This window comes from Butyricicoccus faecihominis (assembly GCF_024462775.1).
In the GTDB taxonomy this organism is placed as follows: domain Bacteria; phylum Bacillota; class Clostridia; order Oscillospirales; family Butyricicoccaceae; genus Agathobaculum; species Agathobaculum faecihominis_A.
Window position 1 is genome coordinate 37,863 of sequence record NZ_JANGCE010000017.1, and the last position, 16,489, is coordinate 54,351.

Annotated in this window: 11 protein-coding genes; 7 read left to right on the top strand and 4 right to left on the bottom strand. The window is 59.4% G+C overall.

Annotated features, from left to right (window positions below; all coding sequences use genetic code 11):
* Positions 1 to 4: 4 nt before the first annotated feature.
* Both NE562_RS10070 and NE562_RS10075 read left to right on the top strand, forming a co-directional pair.
* Positions 5 to 3,118 carry an efflux RND transporter permease subunit gene (locus NE562_RS10070; protein ID WP_280962286.1) on the top strand — a complete coding sequence of 1,038 codons (3,114 nt, stop codon included), beginning with the start codon at positions 5 to 7 and terminating at the stop codon, positions 3,116 to 3,118.
* 117 nt (positions 3,119 to 3,235) lie between these two features.
* Positions 3,236 to 3,910 carry a hypothetical protein gene (locus tag NE562_RS10075; RefSeq protein WP_280962287.1) on the top strand — a complete coding sequence of 225 codons (675 nt, stop codon included), beginning with the start codon at positions 3,236 to 3,238 and terminating at the stop codon, positions 3,908 to 3,910.
* Positions 3,911 to 4,774: 864 nt separating this feature from the next.
* Here the strand turns inward: NE562_RS10075 and NE562_RS10080 are convergent.
* Both NE562_RS10080 and spoIID read right to left on the bottom strand, forming a co-directional pair.
* Positions 4,775 to 5,497, bottom strand: coding sequence for a M23 family metallopeptidase (locus NE562_RS10080; RefSeq protein ID WP_280962288.1), 723 nt, complete (start codon positions 5,495 to 5,497; stop codon positions 4,775 to 4,777).
* 113 nt (positions 5,498 to 5,610) lie between these two features.
* A complete protein-coding gene (spoIID, locus tag NE562_RS10085; protein ID WP_280962289.1) occupies positions 5,611 to 6,642 on the bottom strand; it encodes a stage II sporulation protein D in 1,032 nt (343 codons plus the stop codon).
* Positions 6,643 to 6,766: 124 nt separating this feature from the next.
* Between spoIID and NE562_RS10090 the strand changes: the two genes are divergently transcribed.
* A complete protein-coding gene (locus tag NE562_RS10090; protein ID WP_280962290.1) occupies positions 6,767 to 8,482 on the top strand; it encodes a hypothetical protein in 1,716 nt (571 codons plus the stop codon).
* 80 nt (positions 8,483 to 8,562) lie between these two features.
* Here NE562_RS10090 and NE562_RS10095 read toward each other — a convergent pair whose 3' ends face one another.
* Entirely contained in the window at positions 8,563 to 9,840 is a 1,278-nt protein-coding gene (locus tag NE562_RS10095) for a S41 family peptidase (protein WP_280962291.1), read from the bottom strand.
* Between the two features lie 232 nt (positions 9,841 to 10,072).
* Here NE562_RS10095 and NE562_RS10100 point away from each other — a divergent pair, with 232 nt between their 5' ends.
* Both NE562_RS10100 and NE562_RS10105 read left to right on the top strand, forming a co-directional pair.
* Complete coding sequence (locus tag NE562_RS10100; RefSeq protein WP_280962292.1) at positions 10,073 to 11,269, top strand: sensor domain-containing diguanylate cyclase; 1,197 nt, start codon at positions 10,073 to 10,075, stop codon at positions 11,267 to 11,269.
* 1 nt (position 11,270) lies between these two features.
* Positions 11,271 to 12,464: a sensor domain-containing diguanylate cyclase gene (locus NE562_RS10105; RefSeq protein WP_280962293.1), complete on the top strand. Its 1,194-nt coding sequence runs from the start codon at positions 11,271 to 11,273 to the stop codon at positions 12,462 to 12,464.
* A gap of 3 nt (positions 12,465 to 12,467) precedes the next feature.
* Here NE562_RS10105 and NE562_RS10110 read toward each other — a convergent pair whose 3' ends face one another.
* Positions 12,468 to 13,355: an SPL family radical SAM protein gene (locus tag NE562_RS10110; protein WP_280962294.1), complete on the bottom strand. Its 888-nt coding sequence runs from the start codon at positions 13,353 to 13,355 to the stop codon at positions 12,468 to 12,470.
* 514 nt (positions 13,356 to 13,869) lie between these two features.
* On the opposite strand from NE562_RS10110, the gene rpsO reads away from it, so the two are divergent.
* Positions 13,870 to 14,136, top strand: a complete 267-nt coding sequence (rpsO, locus tag NE562_RS10115) for a 30S ribosomal protein S15 (RefSeq protein WP_280962295.1) — start codon at positions 13,870 to 13,872, stop codon at positions 14,134 to 14,136.
* A gap of 201 nt (positions 14,137 to 14,337) precedes the next feature.
* Positions 14,338 to 16,461, top strand: coding sequence for a polyribonucleotide nucleotidyltransferase (locus NE562_RS10120; RefSeq protein WP_280962296.1), 2,124 nt, complete (start codon positions 14,338 to 14,340; stop codon positions 16,459 to 16,461).
* Positions 16,462 to 16,489 lie beyond the last annotated feature (28 nt).

The window sequence follows — 16,489 nt, forward strand, 5'->3', positions numbered from 1 at the left end:
GCATATGAAAATCGCACAGCTTTGCATCAAACGCAGGGTCATGACCATCCTGACGTTTATCCTAATCGCCATTTTCGGCTTTGTCGGCTTTAAAGCCCTGCCGCTTTCGCTGATGCCGTCCATGGAAGTGCCCATCGCCATCGTGTTCACCACGTACGCGGGCGCGAGCCCGGACGATATCGAGCAGCAGGTGACCGATCCGCTCGAGAGCGTCTGCGCCAGTATGTCCGGCCTCGATACGCTCACCTCGTCCTCTTCGGAGAACATGAGCGTGATCGTCATTCAGTTTACGGAGGATACCAAGATCGATACCGCGATGGCCGACCTGCGCGATAAGATCGGCATGGCGAAGTCGTCCCTGCCGGACGACGCGGGCGAACCCACGGTCATGTCGCTCGACATCGATTCGATGCCGGTCATCATGGTCGCGCTGCGCGGCAACGATCTGGCCTCCTTGCAGTCCATCGCGGACGATGAGCTTTCTCCCGCGCTCTCCCGTCTGGACGGCGTCGCTTCGGTCGACGTATCGGGCGGCTACGACAGCGAGATCGCGGTCAAGACCGACGCTGTCAAGCTCAAGGGCTATAACCTGACCGTTTCGAGCGTGGCCCAGCAGATCGGCGCGGACAACATGGCCGTGCCGGGCGGCGATCTGGACAGCGGCTCGCAGACGCTGTCGGTCCGCACGAACGGCCAGTACGAATCGGTCAACGATGTGAAAAACGCGCTGATCTCGCTGCCCACCGGCGGCACCGTCCGCCTGAGCCAGATCGCGGACGTTTCCATGGCGCATAAGGATCAGAACTCGCTCGCCAAGGTAAACGGCGAGGAATGTATCCTTCTTTCCGTCAACAAGCAGTCCGGCTCCAACACGGTGGATATCGCGGAACGCGCCAAGGCCAAGCTCGACGAGCTGGTCAGCCAGAACGCGGCGCTTTCTTGGGATATGCTCATGGATCAATCCGAATTTATCAACTTGTCGGTTGACAACGCGATCTCCAACATCGTGTTCGGCGTTATTTTCGCCGCGCTCGTTTTGTTCCTGTTCCTGCGTGATTTCGGCGCGACCACGGCGATCTCGATCGCGATGCCGCTTTGTATCCTGTTCACGTTCCTTATCATGAAGGGCCTGAACATCACGCTGAACATGATGTCGCTCGGCGGCGTTGCGCTCGGCGTCGGTATGATTGTGGATAACTCAATCGTTGTGCTGGATAACATTTTCCGATACCGGGCGGACGGCTACGACCGCTGGGATTCCTGTACCAAGGGCGCGGCCGAGGTTTCGCTCTCCATCACCGCGTCCACGCTGACGACCGTGGCGGTATTCCTGCCCATAGGCCTTTCCGGCGGTATGACCGGTATGATGTTCCGCGAGTTCTGTATCACGATCTGCGCGCTGCTCGGCTCGTCGCTGATCATCGCGCTTACCCTTGTGCCGCTGCTGTGCTATATCCTGCTCGATCGCGGCGGCCGCCACCGGATGGTTACCATTCCGGATGTAAAGGATAAATTTATCGCCGACAAGCCGCTGATGCGCAAGTATAAAGCGGTGCTGAAGCTGTTCATCACGCGCCGCGCGGTGGGCATGCTGCTCACGGTAGTGATCTGTGTCGGTTCCATCATCAGCATCGGACTTGCCGGCATGGAGCTGATCCCGGAAATGGATCAGGGCGAGCTGAGCGTCTCGGTCGGCATGCCGACCGGCTCCTCGATGGAGGAAACGGCGGCCATTCAGGAACGTATCGCGACCATTGCGACCGATACGATCCCGGAAATGGATCTGCTGTATTACACCACGGGCAACTCCTCCTCCATGATGTCGAGCTCGTCCAGCGCGAGCGTGGGCATTACGCTTGTCGAGCGCAAGCACCGCGACCGCTCGGCAAAGCAGGTGGCCAACCAGCTGCGCCGCGACCTGCAGGATATCGCGGGCTGCGAGATCACGGTCTCGTCGTCCAGCTCGATGTCGAGCGTGAGCGGCAGCGCGATCAGCCTGAAAATGACCGGCAAGGACTATGACGAGCTCAGTCAGGTGTCAAACGATCTGGCGGAGGAACTGTCCCGCTTGCCGGACGCGGTCAACGTCAAGAGCTCCGCCGCCGAGCAGGTGCCGCGTATCGCGGTCAAGGTGAACCGCGAGAACGCTTCGCGTTTCGGCCTGTCGGCCGCCTCCATCGGCGGTCTGGTGCGCGGCGAGCTGACCGGCTCGGTCGCTACCAAGCTGCGCATGAAGGGCGAGGAGTACGACATCACCGTTTCCGGCGACGACAGCGCCTCTAAAAATATCGACGCGCTCAAGTCCATGCAGCTTCCGGTGCCGACCGGCGGCACCGTGCCGCTGAGCATGGTGGCCGATGTATACACCGAGCTGGCCCCGCAGTCGATCGAGCGCGAAAACCAGAACGAAACCGTTACGATATCGGGCGATTCCGAATCGGGCGATTCGGCGGGCATGGCCACGCGCGTCAACGAATTCCTTGCGACCTATGATCTGCCGGACGGCGTCGAGATAGACGACGGGTCGAGCGCCGCCGCCGATATGGCCGAGACCACCGGCACGCTGATGCTGGCGCTGGGCGCCGCGATCCTGCTGGTGTACTTCATTCTGGCCAGCCAGTTCAACTCGTTCGTGCTGCCGGTGGCGATCATGCTGATCCTGCCGATCGGTCTGCTCGGCTCCATGTCGCTTCTGTTCTTTACCGGCAACAAGGTTTCCATGGTCGCGCTGCTCGGCGTTATCATTCTGGCCGGTACGGTGGTCAACTCCTCGATCGTGCTGATCGACTATATCCAGCAGCGCCGCGACGCGGGCGAGGAGAAAAACGAAGCGATCCTGAACGCCTGTCCGCGCCGTGTGCGTCCGGTGCTCATGACCGCGCTCACCACCATTTTGGGCTTGCTGCCCATGGTGTTCTCGGGCGGCGAGGGCTCCGAAATGATGAAGCCCATGGCGATCGTTATGGTCACCGGTATGATTATTTCCACCATTGCCACGCTGTTCATTACCCCGGTTTATTACTCGCTGATCGACAGCCTTGCTTCGCGTTTCACAAATCGGAAAAAGAAGCCGAAGAAGGGGCAGAAGTTGCTGAAAGCGGAGGAAACTGCGGAATAAGGTCGTTTCTTCTCGGAAAAATCCCATTGCTTTTTTGCATAAAATACGGTATGATGTAACGGTATACTTCGACTCGACGCACTTTACAACCGTGCGCAAAAGGAGGCAGGGGGAGAAATGAAACGAATTTTGGCGCTTATCGCGCTGCTTACGCTCGTTCTGGCCGGCTGCGGAAAGGATGATTTGCCCGTGACCGATCCGCAGGCCGGAACCGAGCCGCCCGCGACGGAACAGGGCGCGACCGACCCGACCGACGAACCGCCGGAAACGCCGGAAGACCCCGCGCCCGGCACCGGATTGACCGGCGAGGAAGCCAAGGCTCGCGTTGTGGAATCGCTAAACGATGACCACTATACCGCCGAACTGACCGACGAAACGCTCACCGTCGGCAAGGATGAAGAGAGCCAGCACGATTACTTTGTGATCGATGTAAAGGACCTCGAAGGCGCTTCCGTCGGCCGTGTCGCGGTCGACCAGCAGACGGGCGACAAGTACAATTATCTGGGCGACGGCGTTTTGGATGATTATGCTACCTTTCCGCTGTACGATCCCACCGTGGACGCGGTCTGCGATTGGGAAGGCAGCTACACCGGCCCGGCCAAGGTAACGCTCGATGTGCTGCAGGGGGATGGCAGCTCGTTTGAGTTCGCATTCTCAGACGGCACCACCGGCAACGCGCAGATTGCGGGCAACACCGCCAAGAGCGTGGACGGCAAGATCAATTTCCTGTTTTCGGATGATGTCATCACCGTCGCGGGCGGCGGGGTAACAGGAAACTACACAGCATCGTAAAATGTGATTAGAAATGAAGAAGAAGAGGCACCGGCTTCCCGCACTTGGCGGGGCCGGTGCCTTCGTTTTGTAGGAGGTTCGCTTCGCTCACAATATATTGCGCGGCGGTAGCCGCGAGGACGGTGCGGCGCCCGCCGCAGGGGCATAAAGGGGAGGAAAAACCAGACGGTTTTTCCTCCCCTTTATGGATTCCTCTCCTTTTCCCATCTCCCGACTGGAGGACTATTCGTGCCGCCCTTTTGCTATATAATCAATTTGTCATGGAGCTGTATCGGGTGCCAAGTGATTCAGTGGACGGGTTGCTTCGCTCGGCCGGACCGGCCTGATTAGCGCGCCCGCATGTCTGGGCGCTTCGCTTGCGGCGGGCTGGGGGCAGCCCGCCCTACAGGTGCAAAGTGTTTGGAAATCGCTGCGCTTTTGTAAAAAAACATGTCCTTATTGCGTATGGGAAGCCTGCGGATACTTGCTTTGCTTGCAATAAAATACGCCACAGTAGGGCGGGCTGACCCCAGCCCGCCGAAAGCGAAGCGACAACAAAGATGGGCGCGCGGAGCAGGCCGGTTCGGCCGAGCGAAGCAACCCGTCCACTGAATCACTTGGCACCCGGTACGGCTCCATGGCAAATTATATGTATCACAAAAGGGCGGCAAACACCGCCCACGGACAGTAATAAAGGAAATGAATGGAGGTCAAGGGGGAAGGAAAAACCGTATGGTTGTTCCTTCCCCTTTGCCCCTGCGGCGGGAGCCGCACCGTCCTCGCGGCTACTGCCGCGGATGATATCGCGAGCACAGCGAGCCTTCAAAAATAACGGAGGCTGCGACGAAACGTAAATCGTCGCAGCCCCAGCCCCGTCTTACTTCATTATTCAGTTTCCGCTTCCCCGAGCAGCTCCAGAACGTCGATGTTGGTGCCGGCGCGCTGGGCGACCACGTGGATGTGGGTGCCAAGGTCGGCTTCCGCGTCGATGGTCTCCGCGCAGGTGCCGATGGTCTCGCCCGCTTCCACGGCCTGACCGGCGGAAACGCGCACCGCGTCAAGGCCGGAATAGGTGGTGGTCAGCTCCGCGTCGTGCGATACGGTGACGCTCGTGCCGTACAGCGCGTCGTCATAGACCGAAATAACCGTGCCATCCGTCAGGGCAAGCACCGGCTCGCCCGGCTCGGCGCCGATATCGGTGCCCGTGTGCGTGCGCCAATCGCCAAGCGTCGGCTGGTAAAGCAGCTCGTCACCCGAAAACGGGGTGATAATCGCGCCCGACGTCGGACGGACGTAGACCGGCGCGTGCACGGTTTCGACCACGGCGGGAGCTTGCTCCTTCTCTTCCGTTTCCGCCGTGGCGGACGCGGGCTCCGCCGGTTCGGGTTCGTCGGCGGATACCGGCTCGTCGCCCGACAGGTCGGGGATGGCTTCGGTCGGCGCGATGATCGGTGTGGAGATCGTCGCCGGGCCTTCCTCCTGACCGCGCGAAGCGGTGCTCGTCAGCACATAGACCGATACCGCGATGATCAGCGCGCATATGGTCAAAATCGTGTAAAAGCCGCGTGTGGATAGTGTGGATACGTGTTTGGATTGATAATTTTTCATGTCCCTTTACCTCCGTTGCCAATAGTATCGACAGGAGGAATTTCATTTATACTTCGTTTCGGGCCTGATGAAAAATGATTTGTAACAGCATAAAAAAAGCGGATTTTTTTGAATTAAATTTGCGTGAGCGACGTGCCGGGATAATAATGCGTTAAAATTTTTTCAAAATCTTCGCCCTGCTCGGCAAGGTATTTGGCGCCGTATTGCGACAGGCCCACGCCGTGGCCGTAGCCGATGGTGTGGAAGGTGATCGCGTCCTCGTCCGTGGTGACGGTGAAGTTGGTGGAGTTCAGGCCGAACAGCTCGCGCACCGCCGTGCCCTCAACCGTTACGCCGCCCAGCTTGATGGTCTCTATGCCGCCCGCTTCCGACCGCACGGAGGCTTTAAACCACGACTTTGGTTTGCCGGATACATCGGCGGTCGGAAAGGCGGCTTTTACCTTTTCCCGAAATTCATCCGCCGTTACCTTTACCGTGCCTTCATATTTCTCGCAGGCCGAACCGCCGGGGCTGACCACGCTTTGCAAATAGGGGATATCGTCCCCGCCCCAAACATCGGTCGCGGTCTCGGTACGCGGGCCGCTCGCGCAGTGGAACACCGCCGCGATCGGTTCATCGTTGTAGGTCAGAATTTGGCCCGCCGTGTCCTTTACCGCCTGCTGCACGCGTGTCAGCCCGCCGCCGGTCGAAGCCTCTGCCGCATCCGCGCGGTAGGCTGCGCAGTGGTGGAAATCGTCGCATACGTCGGCGTCCGGGTGCGCGTCCGGCCGGCCGCGAAAGATTTTATAGACCGCATAGGTGCGCGCCGCTACCGCCTGCGCGCGGATAGCCTCTTCGGGGAACTCATCGCCGATCTCCGCCGCCGTCACGCCCGCTACATAGCTTTCCAACGATAGGGTTTCCGGCTTGCCGTCGATCGAAACGGTAATGGAAGAATAGTCGAGCGGCGCGTCAGCGTCGCCGGTCTCATCCTGCGCCGCGCCGGGCGACGCTTCCGGCGTTTGGCTCGCGGGTACCGCGCCCGGCAGGTCGAGCGTTTCAAAGTCGATCGCGAGTTTGTCCCCGCGCCCCATGATTTGATAAACAGCGGGCAGCAGATACAAAATAAGCACCAGCCCCAATCCCGCGTAAAACAGCTTGCGCATGTCTGTCCCCGCCTCCTTTACCCAGCCATTGTATGCGCCCTTGGGTATTTGATAGAACCACTTGACAGGGCGTTATGGACATGATATTATTGTGTTAATTTAATAATACAAGGAGTGAAGCAGGATGAAGATCAAACGCTGGTTGGCGGCGCTGCTTGCGGCGGCGCTCTTGCCTGTCTCCGCTTTTGCGGCGGGCGGCACGGAAGCGGACAAAAGGCAGGAGGATTTGGATTTCCTCGTACAGACGCTGACGGAGAAACACCCGGATTTTTACCGGAACACGACAAAGCAGGCGGTGGCGGATAAAAAGGCCGCGATCGAGAGCACGATCGCAACGGCGAGCGATATTGATTTTGCGATCTCCCTGCAGGAGCTGGCCGCCCTTGCGGGCGACGCGCACACCATGCTTGCCATCGGCAGCGCGGGCGCACAGGTACATATGCTGCCCTTTGCGCCCGAATGGTTCGACGGCCGCTGGACGATGACCGGCGGATTGCGCGAATATAAGCAGTACGTCGGCAGCGAGATCACGGCGATCGGCGGCGTGTCCATGGACGAGCTGCTGGAGCGCCTGAAGCCCATGCTTAGCTACGACAACGACACGCGACTGCGCGTTCAGCTCGGCGGCAACATGTATGTGTTCGAGGTGCTCGCGCACTACGGCGTGGTAAAGGGCGATGAAAAGACGGTGCCCGTCACCCTGCGCGGCACGGACGGCAAGGAGACCGTGCTGGATATGCCGATCCTGACCGCGGAAGAGGAAACGGCGCTAGGCGACGACGGCTTTATCAACAAAAAGCTTTTGCGTTCCGCCGTTCCCGCGACCGAGCCGGACAGCGCCGTGATCTACAAGCTGCTCGATCTGGGCGACGGCACGCTCTATATGCAGTATAACAAGTGCCGGGAGGACGAAAACCTGCCCATGGCTGCCTTTGCCGCCGAGATTAAGGAAAAGCTGGACTCCGGCGCGTATTCCAAATTTATCATCGATCTGCGGAACAATGGCGGCGGGTCGGACGGCGTGCTGTACCCGGTCGTCTATCAGGCGCAGCAGTTTCTGGCAAAGGGCGGCGCGGTTTACGCTCTGGCCGGCGACCGCACCTTTTCCTCGGCGCTGATCAACACCGTGCAACTCAAGGACGTCGACGCGGCGGTGGTCGGCACGCCGACGGGCGGCAGCGTGGATCATTTCGGTTCCATCAGCACGTTCGAGCTGCCAAATTCCAAAATGCGCGGCCAATATTCCAATAAATTTATCGATATGGCGGACTATTTGGACGCGGCAAAGCCCTATGATGTGGAAAGCTTCCCGCCCGATATCACGGTGCAGCCCTCTTTCGCGGATTATTTAAAGGGCGTGGACACGGCGGTGCAGTATATTCTGGACCACGCGCCCGTCACGCCGGTGCTGACGGAGACGGCCAAGGTATCCTCGGCCCGCGTTACGGTGAACGGCAAGCCGGTTGCCGCCGCGGCGTACGAGATCGCGGACAGCAACTATTTTAAGCTGCGCGATCTGGCCATGGCGTTCGCGGGCACAAAAAGCGCCTTCAACGTCACGTGGGACGGCGCGGCAAAGCACATCCAGCTGACGGAGGGGACGTATACGCCGGTCGGCGGCGAGTTGCAGCCCCTTACGGGCGGCGACCAGACCGCGGTGCGCGCGACGAGCGACGTGGCCATCGGGGATATGCCCCTTGTAGGCAAGGCGTATGAGATCGCGGGCAACCACTATTTCAAGCTGCGCGACCTGTGCCGCATGGCGGGCGTGAGCGTCGCGTGGGACGGCAAAACGCAAACCATCGCGCTCACCACGGAGGATGCGTCCGCCGCCGCATGATAGCGATCATCAGTCCTTCGGCTTACAGCCGCGGGATCACAACAAGAGGACGTTGCGAATGATAGCAACGTCCTCTTGTTCTATTTTTCGATGATGGCGCGCAGCGCGGTGATCAGCGGCGTTTCTCCGGCCGGCGAAACGATATCGGGCGTGGTGCCCGCTTCCTCGCTGCTTGAACCGTCCGGGTTCAGGCCGAACATCATGGAGTACTGGATCATCAGGCCGCTGTTGGGCAGCGTCATATAAACCGGGTCGAGCGCGCCGATGCCGTTGCCGCCGGTCTGCGTGCCAACCAGTGTGGCAAAGCCGGTCTGTTTGGCAAACACGCACAGGCTCTCGCTGGCCGAGTACACGCTTTCATTCACCAAAAACCATAAGCGTCCACGGAACGGGCTGCGGTAGGCGGAGGGCGAGACCGCAAGCTTGCTGACTATAAAATGGGTGGCGGCTTGGGTGCCACTTTGCTGAAAGGCGGGCAGCTTTGGCAGTTCGGCGATCGGGTGCAGCTCCTCCGGCCGGAAAGCGGATTCGATATAGGGCGTGTTATTCTCGCTTTTGGCCAGCAGCGCGTAGTTTTCGCAGGCGAGCGGCTGGTCGATATGCGGCGCGACGATCAGATTCTGCCAGTAAAGCTCGCTGCCGCCGCTGTTCTCGGTCAGGTCGATTATCAGGTCGGTGCAATTTGCGGCCTGCTCGTAAAAGGCGAAAAGCGCGTTCTGTTCCTCCTCGTACTCATACGGCGCGAGAAAGCTGTCGATCTTGATGTAGCCGATCTCACCGCCGGGCAGCAGCATCGTGCGCAGGTTTTGGTAATCCTCGTCCACCGTGGGGCTCTGGCCGTCATATGGATCGTCCTTGTCCCGCTCCGCTAAATAGGCGGATAGCTTGGCGTAGCCCTCTCGGGCCTTTGGGCTGCCGATCACCTCGGCCCAATAGGGCTTATCGCTGTAAGCGCCTAGTTGGGCCGCTTCCACCGTAGCTTGATAACCCTCCGGTTCGATCAGCCACAGGTGGCCAAATCCGTTCAAACGGTATAGGCAGCTGTAAAGCGCGGTATAAAAGGCCTCGTCCGTATCGTTTGCGGCGATCAACTCGCGGTACTCGTCAAAAATGCCGCTTGACGGGTCGTCCGGTACTTCCCGGTCGTGCACGCCAAGGTACAGGTAGCTGTTTTGCAGCGTGTCCCGGAAATAGTCGTAATCCTCCAAGCGCTGCTCGGCTGTCAGGCCGAGTATATTATTCAGCGCGGGGTTCCACCGCGCGCTATCCGCCGAACCCGGCCCGGCAGGCTGTGGGCCGCACCCTGTCAGCAGCAGAACAAGCGACAGCGCGGCCGGCGCCAGCTTTGCTCGTTTCACTTCTCATCACCTCTACCTAGCAGTATGCCGGTAAGAAATTAAGGAATGTAAAAGGAAAATATTAAGATTTCCGAAAGAAGCGCCCTTTTGTGGTAATTTACGCGCGTGAGATACTTTAGCGCGCCCAAACCGGCGAAATGCACCAGCCTTCGCGCTTGAAAAGCAAAGAGCGATGTGGTAGCATATTTAAATAGGAAAAAAATTCAACAAATGAGGAAGGGGTAGATCAGCTGTGCTGGTCGCGGTAGTTTTGGTCGTGGTGCTGTCCGTGCTGCACAGCCGTGTTTGCCTACGTTTGGATGATGCACTGTGCGGGCCATGCGGGGATGGGCTCGGTTGGCGTATCGCCGGGTATGTTCCGGCGGCGCTGCTGTTTACCGCGCTGACGGTATGGCGCATCCCGCTTTTGGCGTTCTATTCGCTCGTTTATCTGGTAAAGCTTGTGCGCCTGCTGCCGCGCCGCGGCGCGTGGCTGACGAGGCAGGCCCTGCTCCATACACGGTTTGTCACCTTTGCGGCGCTGCACCTGATGGCGATCGGCGCGGTCGCGCTCGCGGGACGGCTCAGTTTGGCCGACGCCATGAACGACCCGATGCGGCGGCTGTTCACCCTGATTCTGGCGATGACGGCCGATCTGGCGTGCGGCATGATCATGCTGCGGCATAGCCGGGTGATCGCCTTGTTCGCGCGGGACGAGGGCCGGGGCGATTTTCGGCCCTTCAACCGCTGCCTGTGGTGGTGCGTGCTTTCCATTTTGGTGGATGGGATGCTGGGCCGGTTTGATACGCTTACCCTGCACACGCCGCTGTTTTTGATCGGCAGCAACGCGCTATTGCTGTTTCTTATCGCCTGTTTCTTGCGCGATATCAGCGCCATTGTGGAAAACATCGGCGAGGAGGGGGAAAACGCGGAGCTGCGCGAGGAGATCGAAACCAACGCGCGCACCGCCGCCATGCTGCGCCGCAGCGCCTCGTCCGACGCGCTCACCGGCGCTTATTCCCGCAGCTATGCCGTGGCGCGTATGCAGACCATGCTGGAGCAAGGCGAGCCCTTTGCCGCCGTATTTATCGATCTGGACCGGCTCAAGCAGGTCAACGACCGGCATGGCCACAAGGCGGGGGACGACCACCTGCGCGATTTTGCCGGGCGGTTCAGCCGCTTGCAGCAGCCGCAGGATATTTTTGCGCGCTACGGAGGGGACGAGTTCCTTGTATTGCTGCCGTCCGCCGATGAGGAGCAAGCCGAAAAACGCATGCGCGCGGTCCGCGACCGGCTCGCCGGTGGTCAGGATAAGTGCCCGTTCAGCTTTGGCGTGGCCTGCTACGCGGGCGGTACGCCGCCCGAGGCGCAGGCGCTGATCGATCAGGCCGACGCCGCCATGTATCAGGATAAGCAACGGGGCCGTCGGTCCGTGCAGGGAGGTGCGTGACGTGCTGAGACTGCTTTTAGCCGCTGCCGCCGCCTATTGCTACTGCGACCGGTATTTTACTTACGCCGCCAAAGCGCTGGCGCGCCCCACCGCCCCAGTGCGGTACACGCTGGGCCTGTTCCTTGTCAATTACACGGTGTTTTTCCTGTGCAGCGTGATGCAGTTCCACCTGATCGTGAACTGGACGCTGCTGTTCGCGCTTTTGTTTGCCGAAACGCTGCCGCTGTTTCGCGGCGGCCTGCTGCCTTCCGGCTTGCTTGCGCTGCAAGGCGCGCTGATTGGGCTCACCTTCAATATGCTCAGCCGCTGCATTGTCACGCTCGTGCTCGATGTGCCGCTGAACGCGGTGAATAACAATACCAGTCAGGCGGACAATATCAAGTTGTATCCGGTCATGGCCGGTTTCCTTTTGGCCGCGCTGGTGTTTCAGCTGTATTTGAAGCCCGGCCGTATCCGGGCGCTCCGCTTGGTCATGCGCAGCAGGGAGCATTTGCGCGTGTTTTTATGGATGGCGGCGATTCTTTACGGTTATCTGTCGTTGGGCCTGCTTTTGTACAGCACCGGGGAAAATCTGCTGGTGCTCAAGCTGTGGGGCATCAAATCGGCGGTGTTTACGGCGGTGGGCTATCAATACGGTCTGTGGTATACCATCCGCATGTGCCGTCTGTCCCTATACCGGAAGCAAAATGAAAAAATGCGCGCCGAGGTGCGCTTACAGCGCAGGGAAACGGAAAGCCTGCGCTCGCTGGCGTTTCGCGATGCGCTGACCGGCCTGTTCAACCGGCAGTGCGCGCAGCAGCGCATTGAAGGAATGTATGACCGGCGCGAGCCGTTTTGCCTGTGCTTTATCGATCTGAACGGGCTCAAGCACGTCAACGACCGGATCGGGCACTCGGCGGGCGACGCGTACTTGCTGGCGGCCGCGCAGGAGATCGGGCGCGTGCTCCGGCCGGGGGCGGATCATCTGTTCCGCTACGGCGGGGATGAGTTTATCGCGCTTTTCTCCGGCTACACCGAAGAAGAGGCCGGGCGCAAGTTGCGCGAAGCCGACCGCATGCTGCGCGCGTGCAGCAACACCTCGGCCTACCCGTTTTCGCTATCGCTATGCTTTGGCGCGGTGCGTTCGGACGCCGCCGCCGGGCCGGACGAGCTGATCCAAGCGGCGGACCGGAAAATGTATCAGCAAAAGGCGTAAGCGTTATAGAAAAAGCGATAGCTGCCCATCCCCGTAGCCGCGCTGGTAGCGGCGGATGATATCGCGCATGCGGTAGAAAAGGCCCGCCTGATCGCACGCGGTGGAGAATAGGTGCCACAGCGCTTTCGCGCGCGGCACGCCGCAGGAATAGCGCGTGCCGTAACGCGCCGCGTATTTTTCGCGCAATCCGGGGAACTCCCGGTCCAGCGCTTCGTACAGGTGGGCGCGCTGGCGGTCGCGCATGGTCACGCCGAAGGCGGGGTATATGCCCATCACGCCCGCTTCCTTGGCGCTTCTTACAATGGCGCGTATATTTTCCTCGCTGTCGGTCAGCCACGGCAAAACGGGCATCAATAAGATGCAGGTGGGCAGACCGGCCTGCGCCAGCCGCGCGAGCGCGTCAAAGCGCTGGGTGGGCGAGGGGGCGCGCGGCTCTATCTTTTTCGCGAGCGCGTCGTCCGTGGTGGTCACGGTCATTTTGCATAGTACGGGGGCGTTTGCGTGTATTTCACGCAGCACGTCGATATCGCGGCAGATCAGATCGCTCTTGGTGGCGATGGCCGCGCCGAAACCATAGGCGGAAATAAGTTCAAGCGCGTGGCGCGTCAGTTCGGTCTCGCGCTCAAACGGGTTATAGGGGTCGCTCATCGCGCCGGTCGCCACCACGCCGGAACGCGTTTTGCGGTTCAGATCGCTTCGGATAATGGCAAGCGCGTTTTCCTTTGCGTGCACGGTGTCGAAATCCTCCACCCGGTAGCATTCGGAGCGGCTGTCGCAATAAATGCAGCCGTGACAGCAGCCGCGGTAGATGTTCATCATATAACGCGCCCCAAACCATGCGCTGGGCGCCTTGGCGTTCGTTACTATGGTTTTGGCCGGAACGGTCTCCATGGCGGGAACACCCCTTTCAGCTGTTTTCTCTATTATAACAAAAATTCCGGACAAAGCTTGTCCGGAATCGCATAAAATATATGAAATGATCCAACCGGTCGGTTGAGATCGAATGATTAAAAAAAGAACGCGACATCAGGCCGCACGATTGCACAGCCCCGCCGCGTTTCTTCCGAAAAATAAAGAGGGTGGATGTCTCTGGTTGTCCACCGAATAAAAGAATTATATCACTTATTGTCTTTTCTAGGCAAGATTCATATTTTACAAATCGCTTCTTTACAATTTGTTTACATCTGTGCAATTCGACAAAAAGCGGCGGAAAATCCATGCAAAAAGCCCTTGCATGTGCAAAATCAAGAAAAAGCTTTACAAAATCCCGGCACTGTGTTATCATAATTGTAACTTTGGCCCCGTGCTTAGCCGCCGGATATACAGGGCACGTTCCTACCGTGTCAAGTTTCCCTCCTCCGCGGCCCGGCGCAGTGGGTAATATTATAATGAGGTGAAAGATACCATGATCCGTAAGGAAGACAAAACCGCTGTAATTGAAGCAAACCGCACCCATGCGACCGACACCGGCTCGCCGGAAGTCCAGATCGCCATCCTGACCGCGCGCATTCAGGAGCTCACCGAGCACCTGAAGATCCACAAGAAGGATAACCATTCCCGCCGCGGCCTGCTCAAGATGGTCGGTCAGCGCCGTTCGCTGCTGGCTTACCTGCAGAAGAAGGACATCAACCGTTACCGCGCACTGATCGCCAAGCTCGGCATCCGTAAGTAAGAGAAAAATAGGGGAGCAGTCTGCTCCCCTGTTTCTGTATTTCAATGGAAGGCGGCCCGCCCGTTTTTTAGCAGTTGAAGGAGAGACAAACCGCAAATTTGCCGTTCACAGCACACCCGTGAACCGGCAAAACGTTGCCCCTGCTTCAAGTGCTAAAAGCCGCTCGCCGCCCTCCGGGATCAAAAATAAGGAGGACAAACTATGTCAAACATCAACCACTTTGATTTCAAGGATCACCGCGTTTTTGAAACCACCTACGCCGGCCGCAAGCTGACGGTCGAGACCGGCAAGCTGGCACAGCTCGCCAACGGCTCGTGTCTGGTGCGCTACGGCGACACCGCCGTGCTCGTCACCGCCACCGCTTCCGCCAAGCCGCGCGACGGCATCGACTTTTTCCCGCTTTCGGTCGATTTTGAGGAGCGCCTCTACTCCGTTGGCCGCATCCCCGGCTCGTTCATGCGCCGCGAAGGCCGCCCGAGCGAAAAGGCCATTCTGGCTTCCCGCCAGATCGACCGCCCGATGCGTCCCCTGTTCCCCAAGGACCTGAGAAACGACGTTTCCATCGTCTGCACCGTGCTGGAGAACGATTTTGACAATTCGCCCGAGGTCGTGTCCCTGCTGGGCGCGTCCATCGCGGTCTCTATTTCCGATATCCCGTTCGACTATGTCGTGGCGGGCGCTTCCGTCGGCCTGATCGACGGTAAGATGGTTATGAACCCCACCTCCGAGCAGCGCAAGGTCTCCGATATGGAAGTGACCCTGTGCGCCACGAAGGACAAGATCGTCATGATCGAAGCCGGCGCGAACGAAGTGCCGGAGGATACGATGTTTGACGCTCTGATGGAAGCGCACGAGGAAATCAAGAAGATGTGCGCCTTCATTTCCGATATCAAGGATCAGATCGGCAAGCCCAAGTTCGATTACGAGCACCACGACATCGACCATGAGCTGTTCGACAAGCTGGAAGCCGACTGTGTTTCCGAGTTTGAGCGCGTCATGGATACGGACGACAAGACCGTGCGCGACGCGGGCATCCGCGAAGTCGTCGATGCGTTCAAGGCCACCCTTTCCGAGGAATACCTCGCCGAGCACGGCGCGTTCCTTGACGAGTGCGTGGACAAGCTCGAAAAGAAGATCGTTCGCCGCTGGCTGGCCTCCGGCAAGCGCGTGGACGGCCGCGGCATGGAGGAAGTCCGTCCGCTGGCCGCCGAAGTCGGCGTGCTGCCCCGCGTACACGGCACCGGCCTATTCACCCGCGGCCAGACGCAGGTGCTCACCCTTTGCACGCTCGGCACGCTGGGCGACGCGCAGGAGCTGGACACCATCTTTGAAGAAAAAGAAAAGCGCTATATGCACCACTACAACTTCCCGTCCTACTCGGTCGGTGAGACCCGCCCGTCGCGCGGCCCCGGCCGCCGCGAGATCGGCCACGGCGCGCTTGCTGAGCGCGCGCTGCTGCCCGTGATCCCGCCGGTGAGCGAATTCCCGTACGCGCTACGTCTGGTATCCGAGGTCGTTTCCTCCAACGGTTCCACCTCGCAGGGCTCGGTCTGCGGCTCCACGCTGGCTCTGATGGACGCCGGCGTGCCGATCAAGGCGCCGGTAGCCGGTATCTCCTGCGGTCTGATCACGGATGGCGGTCAGGAGACCACCTTTACCGATATTCAGGGCGTTGAGGACTTCTACGGCGATATGGACTTTAAGGTGGCCGGTACCAAGAAGGGTATCACCGCGATTCAGGTCGATATCAAGGTCGACGGTCTGACCCCGAACATCATCAAGCAGGCGTTTGAAAAGTGCCGCGTTGCCCGCTATGGCATCCTCGACGAAGTTATGCTGAAGGCGATCGACGCGCCGCGCGCCGATGTTTCCGATTGGGCGCCCAAGATGACCACCATGCATATTCACCCGGATAAGATCCGCGAGGTTATCGGCAAGGGCGGCAGCGTGATCCAGAATATCGTTGCCGAATCCGGCGCAAAGGTCGACATCGAGGACGACGGCACCATCACCATCGCCGCCATCAAGGCGACCGATGCGGAGAAGGCCAAGAAGATGATCGAAGCCATTGTTAAGGAGCCGGAAGCCGGCGAGATTTACTACGGCAAGGTCGTCCGCCTGATGGCGTTCGGCGCGTTTGTCAACCTGCTGCCCGGCAAGGACGGCATGGTTCACATTTCCAAGATGGCCGACCACCGCATTGAAAAGGTGGAGGACGCTGTTAAGGAAGGCGATATGGTCTGGGTCAAGGTCATGGAGATCGACGACAAGGGCCGCGTCAACCTGTCCATGAAGGACGTCAAGGAAGAAGAAAAGATCAAGTAAAGCAAAATATAAGCCGCCGCAAGTTCGC

Coding starts and splice junctions, on each gene's coding strand:
- spoIID (WP_280962289.1), bottom strand. CDS start 6,642: ATGCGCAAGCTGTTTTACGCGGGATTGGGGCTGGTGCTTATTTTGTAT.
- NE562_RS10070 (WP_280962286.1), top strand. CDS start 5: ATGAAAATCGCACAGCTTTGCATCAAACGCAGGGTCATGACCATCCTG.
- NE562_RS10090 (WP_280962290.1), top strand. CDS start 6,767: ATGAAGATCAAACGCTGGTTGGCGGCGCTGCTTGCGGCGGCGCTCTTG.
- NE562_RS10110 (WP_280962294.1), bottom strand. CDS start 13,355: ATGGAGACCGTTCCGGCCAAAACCATAGTAACGAACGCCAAGGCGCCC.
- NE562_RS10075 (WP_280962287.1), top strand. CDS start 3,236: ATGAAACGAATTTTGGCGCTTATCGCGCTGCTTACGCTCGTTCTGGCC.
- rpsO (WP_280962295.1), top strand. CDS start 13,870: ATGATCCGTAAGGAAGACAAAACCGCTGTAATTGAAGCAAACCGCACC.
- NE562_RS10080 (WP_280962288.1), bottom strand. CDS start 5,497: ATGAAAAATTATCAATCCAAACACGTATCCACACTATCCACACGCGGC.
- NE562_RS10120 (WP_280962296.1), top strand. CDS start 14,338: ATGTCAAACATCAACCACTTTGATTTCAAGGATCACCGCGTTTTTGAA.